The sequence below is a fragment of the Herbiconiux flava genome (assembly GCF_013409865.1).
Lineage (GTDB): Bacteria > Actinomycetota > Actinomycetes > Actinomycetales > Microbacteriaceae > Herbiconiux > Herbiconiux flava.
Genome location: NZ_JACCBM010000001.1, coordinates 3,615,230 through 3,629,971 on the forward strand (window position 1 = coordinate 3,615,230; position 14,742 = coordinate 3,629,971).

At 71.1% G+C, this 14,742-nt stretch carries 12 protein-coding genes; 5 read left to right on the forward strand and 7 right to left on the reverse strand.

Annotation, left to right across the window (positions count from 1 at the left end):
* Nucleotides 1–2: 2 nt before the first annotated feature.
* The 4 genes from BJ984_RS17310 to otsA form a co-directional block, all read right to left on the reverse strand.
* Nucleotides 3–1,805 carry an acetolactate synthase large subunit gene (locus tag BJ984_RS17310; protein ID WP_179549065.1) on the reverse strand — a complete coding sequence of 601 codons (1,803 nt, stop codon included), beginning with the start codon at nucleotides 1,803–1,805 and terminating at the stop codon, nucleotides 3–5.
* 43 nt (nucleotides 1,806–1,848) lie between these two features.
* Nucleotides 1,849–3,543, reverse strand: coding sequence for a dihydroxy-acid dehydratase (gene ilvD / locus BJ984_RS17315; protein ID WP_179549066.1), 1,695 nt, complete (start codon nucleotides 3,541–3,543; stop codon nucleotides 1,849–1,851).
* Nucleotides 3,544–3,635: 92 nt separating this feature from the next.
* Entirely contained in the window at nucleotides 3,636–4,406 is a 771-nt protein-coding gene (gene otsB / locus BJ984_RS17320) for a trehalose-phosphatase (protein WP_179549067.1), read from the reverse strand.
* Complete coding sequence (otsA, locus tag BJ984_RS17325; RefSeq protein WP_179549068.1) at nucleotides 4,403–5,992, reverse strand: alpha,alpha-trehalose-phosphate synthase (UDP-forming); 1,590 nt, start codon at nucleotides 5,990–5,992, stop codon at nucleotides 4,403–4,405. The genes otsB and otsA overlap by 4 nt, the downstream gene beginning before the upstream one ends.
* 136 nt (nucleotides 5,993–6,128) lie before the next feature.
* Here otsA and BJ984_RS17330 point away from each other — a divergent pair, with 136 nt between their 5' ends.
* Complete coding sequence (locus tag BJ984_RS17330; RefSeq protein ID WP_173184083.1) at nucleotides 6,129–6,323, forward strand: hypothetical protein; 195 nt, start codon at nucleotides 6,129–6,131, stop codon at nucleotides 6,321–6,323.
* 1 nt (nucleotide 6,324) lies between these two features.
* On the forward strand, nucleotides 6,325–6,714 hold the full coding sequence (locus tag BJ984_RS17335; protein ID WP_179549069.1) for a hypothetical protein: 390 nt from the start codon (nucleotides 6,325–6,327) through the stop codon (nucleotides 6,712–6,714).
* Nucleotides 6,715–6,735: 21 nt separating this feature from the next.
* On the opposite strand, the gene BJ984_RS17340 is transcribed toward BJ984_RS17335, so the two are convergent.
* A complete protein-coding gene (locus BJ984_RS17340) occupies nucleotides 6,736–7,917 on the reverse strand; it encodes a mechanosensitive ion channel family protein (RefSeq protein ID WP_179549070.1) in 1,182 nt (393 codons plus the stop codon).
* Between the two features lie 155 nt (nucleotides 7,918–8,072).
* Here BJ984_RS17340 and BJ984_RS17345 point away from each other — a divergent pair, with 155 nt between their 5' ends.
* A complete protein-coding gene (locus BJ984_RS17345) occupies nucleotides 8,073–8,540 on the forward strand; it encodes a hypothetical protein (RefSeq protein WP_179549071.1) in 468 nt (155 codons plus the stop codon).
* Between the two features lie 14 nt (nucleotides 8,541–8,554).
* Here BJ984_RS17345 and BJ984_RS17350 read toward each other — a convergent pair whose 3' ends face one another.
* Together BJ984_RS17350 and BJ984_RS17355 are read right to left on the reverse strand one after the other, a co-directional pair.
* Nucleotides 8,555–9,931 carry a glucose-6-phosphate dehydrogenase gene (locus BJ984_RS17350; protein ID WP_179549072.1) on the reverse strand — a complete coding sequence of 459 codons (1,377 nt, stop codon included), beginning with the start codon at nucleotides 9,929–9,931 and terminating at the stop codon, nucleotides 8,555–8,557.
* A 350-nt stretch (nucleotides 9,932–10,281) separates the two neighbouring features.
* Nucleotides 10,282–13,140, reverse strand: coding sequence for a helix-turn-helix transcriptional regulator (locus BJ984_RS17355; protein ID WP_179549073.1), 2,859 nt, complete (start codon nucleotides 13,138–13,140; stop codon nucleotides 10,282–10,284).
* 367 nt (nucleotides 13,141–13,507) lie between these two features.
* Between BJ984_RS17355 and BJ984_RS17360 the strand changes: the two genes are divergently transcribed.
* Both BJ984_RS17360 and BJ984_RS17365 read left to right on the forward strand, forming a co-directional pair.
* Nucleotides 13,508–13,687 (forward strand): hypothetical protein, encoded by a 180-nt coding sequence (locus BJ984_RS17360; protein ID WP_179549074.1) that lies wholly within the window; start codon nucleotides 13,508–13,510, stop codon nucleotides 13,685–13,687.
* A gap of 208 nt (nucleotides 13,688–13,895) precedes the next feature.
* On the forward strand, nucleotides 13,896–14,732 hold the full coding sequence (locus tag BJ984_RS17365; protein ID WP_179549075.1) for a tyrosine-type recombinase/integrase: 837 nt from the start codon (nucleotides 13,896–13,898) through the stop codon (nucleotides 14,730–14,732).
* Nucleotides 14,733–14,742: the final 10 nt, after the last annotated feature.

The following is a 14,742-nucleotide window of genomic DNA, read 5'->3' on the forward strand; positions in this document are numbered from 1 at the left end:
GTCTACTCCTCATCCCATTCCGGAGCGTGCTCCTTGGCGTACTGCACGAAGCTGTTGCTGACGCCCTGGGGCACCATCGGCCACACCATCGCGTCGGCGGAGACGACGAAGTCGATCACCACGGGCCGGTCGTTGGTCTCGAGCGCGAGCTTGATGGCCGCATCGACCTCCTCGAGCTTGGTGACGCGGATGCCCAGTGCGCCGTACGCCTCGGCCAGCTTCACGAAATCGGGCACCATGCGCGACTCGTGACCGGTGTTCAGGTCGGTGAACGAGTGCCGGCCGTCGTAGAACAGCGTCTGCCACTGCCGCACCATGCCGAGCGAGGAGTTGTTGATGATCGCGACCTTGATCGGGATGTCGTTGATCGTGCAGGTGGCGAGCTCCTGATTGGTCATCTGGAAGCAGCCGTCGCCGTCGATCGCCCAGACGGTGCGCTGCGGCTCGGCGACCTTGGCGCCCATCGCGGCGGGCACCGAGTAGCCCATGGTGCCGGCGCCGCCGGAGTTCAGCCAGGCGTGGGGGCGCTCGTACTTGATGAACTGCGCGGCCCACATCTGGTGCTGTCCGACGCCCGAGGCGTAGATGGCCTCGGGGCCCGAGAGCTCGCCGATGCGCTTGATCACGTACTGGGGCGCGAGCAGACCGTCGGTCGGCTCGGCGTAGCCGAGCGGGAACTCGCTCTGCAGCCCGCGCAGGTAGGTCCACCACTCCTCGAGCTCGAGCGGCGAGGCCGAGAGCTCCGCGTAGGCCGCGGTGAGGTCGGTGATGACGTCTTTCGCGTCGCCCACGATCGGCACGTCGGCGATGCGGATCTTCGAGATCTCGGCGGGGTCGATGTCGACGTGCACGACCTTGGCGTTCGGTGCGAACTCGCTCGCCTTGCCGGTCACCCGGTCGTCGAAGCGGGCGCCGAGCGAGATGAGCAGGTCGCTCTCCTGGAGCGCGAGCACCGCCGGCACCGTGCCGTGCATGCCGGGCATGCCGAGGTGCTGCGGGTGCGAGTCGGGGAAGGCGCCGCGGGCCATCAGCGTGGTGACGACCGGGGCACCGGTGGCCTCGACGAGCTGCAGCAGCTCGGCCGACGCCTCCGAGCGGATGACGCCGCCGCCCACGTAGAACACGGGCTTCTTCGCCTCGGCGAGCAGCTGCGCCGCCGCCTGGATCTGCTTGCCGTGCGCCTTCGTGATCGGCCGGTAGCCCGGCAGGTCGATCTTGGGCGGCCAGATGAAGGGCGCCGAGTTCTGCTGCGCATCCTTCGTGATGTCGACGAGCACGGGGCCCGGGCGGCCGGTCGAGGCGATCTGGTAGGCCGCGGCCAGGGTCGCCGGAACGTCCTCCGGACGCTTCACGAGGAAGGAGTGCTTCGTGATCGGCATCGTGATGCCGACGATGTCGGCCTCCTGGAACGCGTCGGTGCCCATCAGGTGCGAGAACACCTGGCCGGTGATCGCGAGCAGCGGAACCGAGTCCATGTAGGCGTCGGCGATCGCGGTGACGAGGTTCGTGGCGCCGGGGCCCGAGGTCGCGATGGCGACGCCGACCTTGCCGCTGGCCGAGGCGTAGCCCTCGGCCGCGTGGCCGGCGCCCTGCTCGTGGCGCACGAGGATGTGGCGGATCTTGTCCTGCGTCATCAGCTCGTCGTAGAACGGGATGATCGCACCGCCCGGGAGCCCGAAGACGTCCTTGACGCCGAGGTGCTCGAGCGTGCGGAGGACCGCCCCCGATCCGGTGAGGATCTCGGGCGAGGACTCCGCGCTGGGCGGTGACTTCTTGGTTGGCACGGGGAAGGCGTCCGTGGACATGGTGGTTTCCTCAGTCAGAGTGCACGGTAGATGGATGCGCGGGTCACCCCGTGATCGCGCCCTCCGCAGCGGAGTGCACGAGCTTGGAGTACTTCGCGAGAACGCCACGGGTATAGCGCGGAGGAAGTGGAGCCCAGCCGTCTCGGCGGGCTGCAAGCTCATCTGGCTCGACAAGTAGGTCGAGCGAGCGAGCGGCGATATCGACCCGTATTAGATCACCATCGCGCACGAAGGCGATCGGACCTGCGTCGACCGCTTCGGGTGCTATGTGGCCGATGCACAGGCCGGTTGTGCCGCCTGAGAATCGTCCGTCTGTCAAGAGTAGTACATCTTTGCCGAGCCCCGCGCCCTTGATGGCCGCGGTGATGGCCAGCATCTCGCGCATGCCAGGGCCGCCCTTCGGGCCCTCGTAGCGGATGACCACCACGTCGCCGGCGTTGATGCGGCCCTCGGTCAGCGCGTCCATCGCCGCGCGCTCGCGCTCGAACACGCGGGCCGGGCCCTCGAAGACGTCGGCGTCGAAGCCCGCCGACTTCACCACGGCGCCGTCGGGGGCGAACGAGCCCTGCAGCACGGTGAGGCCGCCCGACTTGTGGATGGGGTTCGACAGGGGGCGGAGCACCTCGCCGTCGAGCGGCGCGATGTCCATCTCGGCGAGGTTCTCCTCGATGGTCTTGCCGGTGACGGTCATCGCGTCGCCGTGCAGCAGGCCCTCGTCGAGCAGCGCCTTCATCACGGCCGGCACGCCGCCGTGGCGGTCGACGTCGTTCATCACGAAGCGGCCGAAGGGCTTGAGGTCGCCGATGTGCGGCACCTTGTCGCCCACGCGGTTGAAGTCGGCCAGCGTGAGGTCGACCTCGGCCTCGGCGGCGATGGCCAGGAGGTGCAGCACGAGGTTGGTCGAGCCGCCGAAGGCCATGCCCACGGCGATCGCGTTCTCGAGCGACTTCTTGGTGATGACGTCGCGGGCGGTGAGGCCGAGGCGCAGCATGTTCACGACGGCCTCGCCCGAGCGGTGCGCGAAGTAGTCGCGGCGGCGGTCGGCGGCGGCCGGCGAGGCGGAGCCGGGCAGGCTCATGCCCATCGCCTCGGCCGCGCTCGCCATGGTGTTGGCGGTGTACATACCGCCGCACGAGCCCTCGCCGGGCGCGAAGGCGCACTCGATGCGGTGCGCGTCCTCCATCGACATGCGGCCGGCGCGCACGGCGCCGACGGCCTCGAAGGAGTCGATGATCGTGATGTCCTTCTCGGTGCCGTCGGAGAGCTTCACCCAGCCGGGTGCGATCGATCCGGCGTAGAGGAAGACGGAGGCGAGGTCGAGTCGCGCGGCCGCCATCAGCATGCCCGGCAGCGACTTGTCGCAGCCCGCGAGCAGCACCGAGCCGTCGAGGCGCTCGGCCATCATGACGGTCTCGACCGAGTCGGCGATGACCTCGCGGGAGACGAGGGAGAAGTGCATCCCCTCGTGCCCCATCGAGATGCCGTCGCTGACCGAGATGGTGCCGAACTGCAGGGGGTACCCGCCGCCGGCGTGCACACCCTCCTTCGAGGCGCGGGCGAGACGCTCGAGCGAGAGGTTGCAGGGCGTGATCTCGTTCCACGAGCTCGCGATGCCGATCTGGGGCTTCTCCCAGTCGCCGTCGCCCATGCCGACGCCGCGCAGCATGCCGCGCGAGGTGAGGGCTTCGATCCCATCGGTGACGGTGCGGCTGCGAGGCTTCATGTCTATTTCGGGCATGTTACGTAGTTTAGAACCGCCGAACGGATGCTCATGCACCCGGTGCCGTGTGGGTGACGAATCGGCGTCCCCAGCCGATTGTGCAGGAGTGGTCAGACCCGTCCGCGCCGGAGCTGCCCCAGCTCGGCGAGAACCGCCGCCATCTCGGCCGGACCGGCCACGCGACAGCCCGCGCGGGTCTCCCCCGGGCCCACCTTCACGCCCAGGTCGTCACCGCCGAGCGCCCCGAAGCCGTCCTCGTCGGTGACGTCGTCGCCGGCGAACAGCACGGCCGTGGCGCCGGTCTGCTCGCGCAGCCGGTCGATCGCGTCGCCCTTCGTGGTGCCGCGCACCGAGAACTCGAGGACGTCCTGGCCGCGGCGCACCGTGATGCCCCGCTCCTCGGCATCGGCCGCGGCGAGCGCCTGCTCCTCCGCCGCTGCAGTCGCGTCGGCGTCGGCGAGCCGCGTGTGCATGGCGAATCCGGCCGGCTTCTCCTCGATCCAGACCCCGTCGAGCGGCCCGGCGATGCCCGCGAGCAAGGGCTCGAGGCGGTCGCGCTCGGCCTGCTCGGCGTCGCTCAGGTCGAGCGTCACCCGACCCTCCGTGCGCACCTCGACGCCGTGCGATCCGGCGAGCAGGGCGTGGTCAGGAAGGTCGCTGACCGCGGCGAGGCTCTCCATCGCGCGGCCCGAGACGTAGGCGACGTGGGTGGCGGGGAGGTCGAGCAGCGCCAGCACGGCGTCGCGAGCCTCGGGGAGGGCTCGCGCATCCGCCGGCACGTCGACGATGGGGGCGAGGGTGCCGTCGAAGTCGAGGGCGATCAGGAGCACGGGGGTCGCGGCCAGGCGCTGCAGGGCCTCGGCCGTGGGTGCGCCGGTCACTCGCCGACCTCGTCGACGTCCACATCGGCCTCGGCCTCGACATCCGCATCGACCACCGGCGCGGCCGCCGCCTTGTTCGCCTTCGGCAGCGCCAGACCGTCGGAGGGCGTGGTGAGCGTGGCGAGGAACGACGACGACCACCGCGCCACGTCGTTCTCCTGCACGCGCTTGCGCATGGCGCGCATCCGTCTCGCCCGCTCGGCCTTGGGCATGGCGATCGCCTTGAGAATGGCCTCCTTGAGGCCTTCGATGTCGTGCGGATTGACCCGGAGGGCGGTGCGCAGCTCGTCGCTCGCGCCGGCGAACTCGCTCAGCACGAGCACGCCGTCGTTGTCGAAGCGGGAGGCGACGTACTCCTTGGCGACGAGGTTCATGCCGTCGCGGAGCGCGGTGACGAGCATCACGTCGGCGGCGAGGTAGAGGGCCACCATCTCCTCCCGCGGGTAGCCGTGGTGCAGGTAGCTGATGGCCGTGTGGCTGATGGTGCCGAAGTCGCCGTTGATGCGGCCGACCGTGAGCTCGATCTCGTCGCGGAGGTTCTGGTACGCGGTCACCCGCTCGCGGCTCGGGCTCGCGACCTGCACGAGAGTGACGTCCTCGACCTCGACGGTGCCGTCGGCCAGGAGCTCGCCGAACGCTTTCAGGCGGTGGCCGATGCCTTTGGTGTAGTCGAGGCGGTCGACGCCGAGCATCACGACCTTCGGATTGCCGAGACCCTCGCGGATCTCGCGTGCACGCTCCTGGATGTCGGGGCGGCGGGCGAGCTCCTCGTAGCGAGCGGCGTCGATCGAGATCGGGAAGGCCTTCGCCACGACGGTGCGCACGAGCTTGTCGTCGCGCACCCGGGAGATCCGGTGCTTCGCGCTCTTCACCTCGGCCTCGGCCTCGACCGGCACGTCGATGACGGTGCCCTTGGTCTGGTGCCCGAGCAGGCGTCGCACGGCCCTCGTGAAGTTGCCGGCATCCGCGGTGCGCTGGAAGCCGATGACGTCGGCGCCGAGCAGACCCTCGATGATCTGGGTGCGCCAGGGCAGCTGCGAGTAGATCCCGTATGCCGGGAACGGAATGTGGTTGAAGAAGCCGATCGTGAGGTCGGGCCGCTGCTCGCGGAGCATCTTCGGCACCAGCTGCAGCTGGTAGTCCTGCACCCAGACGGTGCCGCCCTCGGAGGTGACGGCGGCCGCGCGGTCGGCGAAGCGCTGGTTGACGGTGACGTAGCTCTCCCACCACTCGCGGTGGTAGGCCGGGGGCGCGATGACGTCGTGGTAGAGCGGCCAGAGCGTGTCGTTCGAGAAGCCCTCGTAGTAGAGCTCGACGTCGTCGGCGGTGAGCGTGACCGGGATGAGGTGGATGCCGTCGTGCTCGAAGGGCTCGGTCTCGTCGTCGGCCGAGCCGGTCCAGCCGATCCAGGCCCCGTCGGCCTCGCGCATCACCGGTTCGAGCGCCGTGACGAGGCCGCCCGGCGAGGTGCGGAACGAGAGGGTGCCGTCGGCGTGCACCTGCCGGTCGACCGGCAGCCGGTTCGAGACTACGACGAAGGGGAAGCCGGCGGGGCTTTCGGCGGAGGTTTCTGTCGAGGAAGGCATGTGTCCGTTCAGCGAGTCCGGGAGGCGAGCGGATCCGCACGGATCCGGGCCGGATCTCCTTCGGCCACCGTACCAGAGGCACCTCGGGGCGGCCCGGGGTAGCGTAGGCAGCACGACGTCCGAGAACGGGGAGACCGTGCGCAAATTCATCCTGAACAGCAGCATCATCAGTTCGATCATCGGTGGCTTCTCGGTGATCCAGACCACCCGCAAGGGGCCGCGCGACTGGCGGCTGATCCTGATGTGGCTGAGCTGGGGCATCACCCTCGCCCTCGCGGTCGGCAGCGTGCTGCAGAGCGACGAGGACGCCCGAGAGCTCGAGGGCCGCTGAGATGACCTACGGGCCGGGCGGGGGCGTGCTCACGGTTCTGCTGCACGTGATCGGCAGCGTGTTCTCGCTGGTCGCGGGGGCGATCGCGTTCCTGCTCGTGCTGGCGCTGATCGTGCTGCTGGTGCGGTTCCTCTGGTTCGGCACCCGGGCGGCGCAGGTGTATCTGGCGAAGAACGGGGAGTCGCCGCGGTTCACGTGGCCGGTGTCGCGGATCGGCGGGCCGGAGGCTCCGGCCGCGACACCGGCTTCGGCCGACACCACGGCCGAGGCTCCTGCTCCGGGCGACGACGACCTCACGCAGACCCGCCCCTACGAGACACCGGATGCCCCCGACGCACCCATGGCACCCAAGACGCCGCGCAAGCCGATGACGCCGCCCAGCGCATCCTGAAGCCGGCTCGTCGGGGCAGGTCTACCGCTCGTCGGGGTCGACGTGGGCGGTCTGGATGGGCCCGGTGAACAGGCTCGCCCGGCCCTCGGCGCCCACATCTCCGTGGAAGAGGCCTGACGCCTCCTGGCCGCGCTTCGCGCCCGGGGCCGGCCTGCGGCTGATGTCGGGCTCCTCGTCGACCATCCGCACGCGGCTCTTCGGCAGCGACTGCGGGCTCTCCCGGTGCAGCCACACGATCATCTCCTCGCGCACGAAGCAGCGCAGGTCGAACAGCGTGGGCGCATCGACGGCCGTCACGAGGATGCGGATGCGCACGTAGCCGCCCACCGCATCCGTCACCTGGAGCACCGAGACCCGCTTGTCCCAGAGGTCGGTGCGCGCGAGGATGCGGTCGAGCTCCTCCCGCATCTCGTGCGGCGTGACCCGCCAGTCGAGGTCGAACTCGACGGCGCCGAGGAGCTCGGAGGTGCGCCTGGTCCAGTTCTGGAAGGGCTGCGAGGTGAAGTAGGTGCTCGGCAGCACGAGGCGCCGGTCGTCCCAGAGGTGCACGACCACGTAGGTCAACGTGATCTCCTCGATGCGGCCCCACTCCTCTTCGACGATCACGACGTCGTCGACCCGCACCGCGTCGCTGAAGGCGATCTGCATGCCCGCGAACACGTTCGACAGCGTCGACTGCGCGGCGAGGCCCGCGATGATCGAGACCAGCCCGGCTGAGGCGAGCACGCTCGTGCCCACGGCCTGCGCGCCCGGGAAGGTGAGCAGGATGGCGCCGATCGCGAGCACGATCACCACCGCCATACCGAGCCGGCGGAGGATCAGCACCTGCGTGCGCAGCCGCCGCGCGATGCGGTTGTCGGGCCGGTCGATCGTGTAGCGGGCGAGTGCGACGTCCTCGAGGAACATCGCGAGCATGCAGACGAGCCAGGCGCCGAGGGCGATCGTGGCGATCAGGAAGAGCTGGTCGACCACCGGCTGGTAGTCGCCGACCGGGATGGTGAGGTCGACGCCGATCCAGAGCAGCACCACGAGCAGGAAGATGCGGAACGGGATGCGCGCCCGGCGCACCAGCGCGTTCGGCCACCTCCGGCGGCGACCGGCGGCGCGCACGATCAGCGCGACGAGGGCCGTCACGACGAGCGCCGCGACGAGGGCGGAGACGGTCGCGACGGCGAAGGCGGTCCAGGTTCGTTCGATGGCCATGAATTCCAGCCTAATCAGGGCATCGGCGCCCTGCGTGCGGCGTGTCGAATGGCACCTCGGATGCCCAGCCCGCACACTGTTCACACAAGGGTGGCGCGAAGGGAGTTGCGATGATCGGCTGGAGGCGTCGCGCGAAGGCTCAGCGCGAGAGTGTTGTGAGTCAGGAACGCCTCTACGAGCTCGTCAACCAGACCCTGATGGAGAACTTCGGCCCGCTGGGATCGTTCGCGATCACGCGCCGCAGCTCGTCCGACACCGACGACATCTTCCACACCGCGCTCGCCCGCTCGGTCGCCCGCGACATCGTCGCGACGCTCGCCGAGCACGGCATCTCGGTCAAGACCACGACCGCGGTCGCCGCCCCGGCACCCGTCGCCGCTCCCGTGTTCACCCCCCGCGCTCGTATCGCACAGCCGGTGCGGCCGGCGCTCGCGCCCGTCGATCGCGTCGAGGTCGACCGTCGGCTCGCCGGCATGGTCGCGTCGGTGGGTGCGGTTCAGGATGCTCCGACGCTCGACCCGCGCGACGACGACGCCCTGCGCGCCCTCGTGGCGCACCACGCCGAGGTCGAGGCGGCTGCGGCGGCGAAGCGGCTGACCGCCGGAGCGCGCACGACGGCGTAGCGGTCTGACCCGCCTCAGCCCAGCGGCGCCCAGCTGCTCGGGCCCTCGCTGCCCGCGGGGTACTCGTCGAGCGGCACCGCGTCGCTCTTCCACGCCGCGATGACCGGCGCCAGGATGCGCCAGCCCTCGACCGCGGAGTCACCCCGCACCCCGAGGGTGGGGTCGCCGTCGAGGATGCCCGCCAGCACCTCGCGGTAGGCCAGCAGCTGCCCGTCGCCGAACGTGGCCTCGAGGCTCGCGCGCTCGAGCTCGTAGGGGTCGCCGGGGCCGTTGATGTCGATCTCGAGCGACATCGCGTCGGGCGCCAGGAAGATCCGCAGCACCGTCGGACGGCTCTCCCCCGTCAGCCCGACCGGCACCTGCTGGGCCGGCTTGAAGGTGATCACGATCTGACGCCGGCGCTCTCCGATGGCCTTGCCGGAGCGGAGGGTGATCGGAACGCCCTTCCAGCGCCAGGTCTGCACCTCGAGGGTGACCTCGGCGAGCGTCTCGGTCTCGCGCGCCGGGTCGACGCCCTTCTCGTCGGCGTAGCTCGGCAGCTCGCGGCCGTCGATGGTGCCGGCGGTGTAGCGCGCACGGCGGCTGGACTCCTCGGGGTCGTCGCCCCAGACGTGGGTGGCCCGGAGCACGAGCTCCTTGGCGTCGCGGAGGTCGTCCTGCCCGAGCGTCGACGGCGGTTCCATGGCGAGCACCGCCATGACCTGCAGCAGGTGGCTCTGGATCATGTCGACCAGGGCGCCCGCGGTGTCGTAGTAGCCCGCGCGGCCCTCGAGGGCGAGCTGCTCGTCGTAGACGACGTCGATCTTCGCGATGTGCTCGGAGTTCCAGAGCGGCTCGAAGATGCGGTTGGCGAAACGGAGCCCCAGGATGTTGAACACCGTGGACCGGCCGAGGAAGTGGTCGACCCGGTGCACCTGGTTCTCGGGCACCAGCTTCGCGAGCTCGCCGTTCAGCGCTTCGGCGGTCTCGACGTCCATGCCGAAGGGCTTCTCGAGCGCGAGGGTGAGCCCGTCGGGGATGTCGACGCCCTGCAGCGTGGTGACGACCTTCGCGGCCACCGCGGGCGGGAGGGCGAAGTAGATGGCCGGGGTGCCGGTCGCCATGCCGAGCAGCTTCGTGAGCTCTCCGGCGTCGGTGACGTCGGCCTTGACGTACCGGGTGCCGGCGAGCAGCTTCTCGACGGCGGAGCCCTTCGCGTCGACCTGGGCGAAGGAGTCGGTGACGACCTTCCGCCACTCCTCGTCGCTCCACTCGGCGCCGCCGGCCCCGATCAGGGTGAGCGTGCGGTCGGGCTGAGCCGTGAGCAGCTGGGCGAGCCCGGGGAGCAGGAGGCGGGCGGTGAGGTCTCCGCTGGCGCCGAAGATCAGGAGCGTGTCGACACGTTGCGTCATGGCTCTCACAGTATCGCCCCGCCTCTTTCCCGCAACGCCCTCCCCGCACACCCACGGCAATACCCGGATCCGCCGCCCGACCGGCCACGCGGCCCGCGCGGGCCGCGTGGCTGTCGCGGAGGATGACGGGCGGAGGCGACCACCCGAAGGCCGCCCCCACCCGTCGGTCATCGCGCGATCGCCCACCACCCCGAGCTGACGATTGAACGGGGCTACGCCGACGTCTGCCGGCGACGACCGCGCCGGTGATGACCCGGCGTGATGCCTCTGCCATTCTCGGCGGCGATCCGGTCGGGGTGTGATGAGTAATCCCTACTCCACTTCGCGACCCGTCCCGCCCGCGCCCGCCCTCACTCCCCCGTCAGCGAGTACTCCTCGTACGGGTTCTCCAGCTGCAGCGCGCTCAGCTCGGCGGCGAGTTCCCGCCGGCTCGCGATGCCCAGCTTCTTGTAGATGCGCGCGAGGTGGTTGTCGACCGTCCGCACGGAGATCCCGTACTCGGCGGCCAGCTCGGCGCTGGTGCGGTGCGACGCCGCTCCCGAGGCCAGCTGCCACTCCCGATCGGTCAGGGGCATGACCCGCGGATGCGTCTGCCGCCGCCGGTGCGCCATCGCCACCCCCGCCCGCACCGTCCACGAGTCGGCCAGCCGGTGCGCCCGCGAGGCGCGCACGAGGTCGCCGTCGGAGTGGTCCGCCGCCCACCGCGCGGCGTCGATCGCCGGGCCGAGCAGCCCGGCCTCGGCGAGCTCCTTCGCGATCGGCAGCACGTCGTTCCGGGCGATCACGGCCCGGGCGTGCGACTCGCAGATCGGGAACGCGCTGCGGGCGGCGATCAGGTGCGGCAGCATCACGGTCGCCCCCACCACCGGCTCGATGCGCACGGCCTCGTAGGCCACGAGCGCCGCCAGGTACCGCTGCCCGCCGTCGGCGGCCTTGTGCAGGGCGGGCCCGAGGCTCCGGATGGCGAACCCCGGCCGCCCCGCCGACGCCGACACCCAGGCGCGAGCCAGCGACGCGTACAGCTCGACCTTGGGGTCGCGCACCTCGGCCGGCGTGAGCTGATCGAGCCAGCTGCGCGCGATCGCGAACCGCCCCGTGCGCGCGGCGACCGCCGCCGACAGGGCGTCGGCGGTGGGGAGGAGGCCGGCGATGTCCCGCCAGACCAGGTCGCGACGCCCCTCCTGGATGTACTTCCAGGCCCGCGCCGGCGACCCCGTGTGCAGCTCGATCATCGCGAGCGCGAACTTCCACATCCCGCGGGCGCTGGGGTTCGATTCCTCCGCACGGGCCAAATTGGCGCGAGCGGCGGCCCGAGCATCCGGGAACCTCGCCGTGAACGAGAGCACCAGCACCTCGCTCAGCTGCAGGAGGTCACGGGCATTGGGCAGCACGTCGCGGAAGCGGTCGCACTCGGCGAGCCCCCGCTCGACCGCCTCGCCGGCGAGCGTGAGGTTGCCGCCCATGGTGTGCAGCGTGGCCGTGAGGATGAGGAGATTCAGGTCGGCGGGTGTCTCGACGGGCCCGAGCACCGAGATCGACTCCAGCTCGGCCGAGAGCCCCTGGCCGGCCATCAGCCGCCACTTCACGAGGTCGGACTCGACGAGGGCCCGCAGCGAGGCGTCGCCGATGTGCGCCAGCACGGGTTCGACCCGGGTGACGGCGAGCTCGGGCTGCAGGGTGCGGAACGCGAGGTGGTTGCCTTCGGCCTGCGCGAGCTGCGCCAGGAAGAGTTCGGGCGCCGCGGGCCCGGCCTGCTCGACGGCCCGCCAGGCGGCGGCGAAGAATTCGCTCGCCTCGCGGATGCGTCCGATCTGCGACAGCGCCTGCGCCCGCACGTACTCACCGGTCGCCCGGAGCACCGGCTCGGACGCCCCGCCCGCCACCGCGTGCGCCCCGAGCGTGATCGCGGTGGAGTAGCGCTGCTCGCTCAGCTCGCGCCGCGCCAGCTCGAGCAGGGTCGGTGCGGCGACGGGCTGCCCCGCGGCGAGCTGCAGCAGCGAGCGCCGCACGACGTGCTCGGGGTAGCCGTCGAGCATGTCGGCGCCGGCGGCCGAGAACCCGGGCAGCTCGGCCTCGGAGACCGTGCTGCGCATGACGGCTGCGAAGAGCGGATGCGCGAGCCCCACCCACACGCGCCCGTCCGCCGTGCGCGTCCGGACGTACCCCTGCGCCTCGGCGAGCCGCGTGGCCCGGGCACTCACGCCCGACGTCCCGCCCTGCTCGACCGGCAGCTCGCCCGCGACGGAGAGCAGCGCCAGGAGGTCCCCGACGAACTCGTCGGCGGCCAGCGGATCGACGGGGAGCGAGGCGACGACGCCCTCGGACAGCACGGTCCAGGCGGTGCGCCACTCGCCCGCGTCGTCGGCGAGGTCGCAGACGCCGACCGCGGCCTCGGCCAGCTCGACGAGCGTGCGGGTGCTGCCGGCGGACAGGCGCACCATCTCGTCGGCGGCGGCCGACCCGACGCTGCGCCCCAGCCGGTCCTTCACGATGGCGTGCGCGTCGGCGGCCGACAGCGGGGGCAGATCGACCACGACCCCGGCGTGCCGCCAGAACCCGGCGTCGCCGCCGCCCTCCTCGTCCGGCCCAGCGGCCTCAGCGGCTCGCACGGCATCGCTCGCCTCCGGCCCGGCCGCTTCGGAAGCAGGGGGCGCCGCGGGGGCGCTCGTGCCCCGGGTTGCGGCGCCGGCTCGGGAGCTGCCGCCGCGGCGACCGCGGGTGGCGCCGGGGAGCTCGCGGGTCGCCTTGGCGACCAGCACCGAGGCCTGCCCGGCGTTGACGACCTGCTCGAGCAGGCAGCGGCTGGCGGGGTCGAGGTGGTCGGCGTCGTCGACGACCAGCAGGATGCCCGGCTCGTTCATCGCGCGATGGGACTCCACCACGGCGGCGCTGTCACCCCCGCTCACGGGCAGCGCCGCCAGCACGGGGGCCAGAGCGCCGAGCGGCACGGCGCGGAGGTCGGAGCGACCGCGGATGACGTGCACCGTGCGCTCCGCCCCGACGGCCTCGGCGACCGCGTCGAGGAAGGCCGTTCGGCCGACACCCGGCCGTCCGGTGACGAGCACGACGGAGCGGCGGCCGCGGTTCGTGAGGGCCGAGACGGTCTGCGCGAACGCGCGGTCGCGGCCGTGCAGGCGGTGGCCGCCCCGGGCGAAGAGGGTCTGCCTGGTGCTGCGCGACGTCGGCGTCGCGCCGGTTCGAGGTGCCATGGTGGGTTCTCCTTCTCAGGCGCCTGGGCTGTGCGCCTGAGTAGGTTCTACTCACAATTCCGACCCCGCAGCGGGGCTTTCACCGCGGTTACGTAGTGCCGGCCCCCGCGTTGCGTAGTGCCCGGCGCACTACTCCGCAGTCGCCCGCGCTGGTCACCCCCACTTGGGTGTCCGTGCCGCGCTCGGACTGGTCCCCGGGCGGCGTTGTGCTCGACGCTGGCGCGGCATCGTCACGCACGCCGTCGAAGACCTGGTTAACGACGAAACCGCCCGGCGTGAGGCCGGACGGTTTCGGTGTGGTGCACCCCCTCGGACTTGAACCGAGAACCCACTGCTTAACGGCCGTCGCACCCCTGGCGCTCGTCGCATGACCCGCAAGTTCTACGTCTCGTTCCGCGAATCCGCGGTCATCACAGAGTTTGTGGTGGCCGGGACGAAGCGCGAGGCGATAGCGAAAGTGCGGGACGGCCTGGGCGAGCGCATCGGCTTTGAGATAGACGAGACCCGCAACCCGACCAACTTCGCGGCCGTCGAGGAAGCGGAATGAGCCCGCTCGTGTGCTCGGGCGAGGCGCTGCACCACGACTGGCAGTCGCTCGGGACGGACGACCGCGGGACCGAGTTCGTGGAGTGCTACCACTGCCACGAGCTTTCGGAGCGGTAGGCGTGCGTTCGGTGCCGGTCAACCCACCCGTTCGGATTGTTCGCTCTGAGCGGATCGCGGCGCGTAATCCGGCCAGGCTACGAACCATAGGTATGTCGAACAAGCTCATGGCACCGGCGCCGTGGGCTGAGCCGATCACTATCTACATCTCGTGGCTGCGCTCAGCTAACCGCCCCGACTCCACTATCAAGCAATACTCATACCGCCTGCGCCGCTTCGCGGCCGACACCGGGCGCGACCCGTTCGCCGTCACCGTCGATGACCTGACGAGCTACCTCGGGGCCGAACATCGGCTCTGGGGACGGAACACCAGGCGGGGCGCGCGCAACGCTCTGCGGTCGTTCTACACCTGGGCGCACTCCACCGGCCGGATGACGACCAACCCGGCACTCCTGACGCCACCTGCGCCCGCCAAGCGGGGCTACGCGCGTCCGGCGTCGGCCGATGCGATCGCGTTCGGTCTCTGGGGCGCTGACGAGCGCTCAGCCCTGCTCGTGCTGCTCGGGTACAAGATGGGGCTCCGCTGCATCGAAATGTCGCTCTGCCACACCAGCGACCTACGCCGCGAGGGCCCCCGGTGGATACTCCGCGTGCACGGCAAGGGCGAGCGCGATCGCGACGTTCCGGTCCCGCCCGATGTGCTCGCGCGGATTCAGCGCCTCCCGGCCGGGTGGTTCTTCCCCGGCCAGATCGACGGCCACCTGTCCAACGGGCACGTGTCCAAGCTGCTCAGCCGAGCGCTCCCAGAGGGCGTCACCGGCCACATGCTCCGGCACTCGGCCGCGACCCGCGTCCACAAAGCCGCGGGCGGGAACATCCGGATCACCCAGCGCTTCCTCGGGCACGCAAGCTCGGAGACCACCGACATTTACACGGAGGTCGAAGAACCCGAACTGCACGACGCGGTGCTGGCCGCTGCGGCCGCGTAGGCGCTACCCT

Excerpts from the sequence above, each read along its gene's own strand:
- BJ984_RS17355 (WP_179549073.1), bottom strand. The coding sequence starts at position 13,140 with ATGGCACCTCGAACCGGCGCGACGCCGACGTCGCGCAGCACCAGGCAG.
- BJ984_RS17365 (WP_179549075.1), top strand. The coding sequence starts at position 13,896 with ATGTCGAACAAGCTCATGGCACCGGCGCCGTGGGCTGAGCCGATCACT.
- otsA (WP_179549068.1), bottom strand. The coding sequence starts at position 5,992 with ATGCCTTCCTCGACAGAAACCTCCGCCGAAAGCCCCGCCGGCTTCCCC.
- BJ984_RS17360 (WP_179549074.1), top strand. The coding sequence starts at position 13,508 with ATGACCCGCAAGTTCTACGTCTCGTTCCGCGAATCCGCGGTCATCACA.
- BJ984_RS17350 (WP_179549072.1), bottom strand. The coding sequence starts at position 9,931 with ATGACGCAACGTGTCGACACGCTCCTGATCTTCGGCGCCAGCGGAGAC.
- BJ984_RS17335 (WP_179549069.1), top strand. The coding sequence starts at position 6,325 with ATGACCTACGGGCCGGGCGGGGGCGTGCTCACGGTTCTGCTGCACGTG.
- BJ984_RS17310 (WP_179549065.1), bottom strand. The coding sequence starts at position 1,805 with ATGTCCACGGACGCCTTCCCCGTGCCAACCAAGAAGTCACCGCCCAGC.
- BJ984_RS17340 (WP_179549070.1), bottom strand. The coding sequence starts at position 7,917 with ATGGCCATCGAACGAACCTGGACCGCCTTCGCCGTCGCGACCGTCTCC.
- ilvD (WP_179549066.1), bottom strand. The coding sequence starts at position 3,543 with ATGCCCGAAATAGACATGAAGCCTCGCAGCCGCACCGTCACCGATGGG.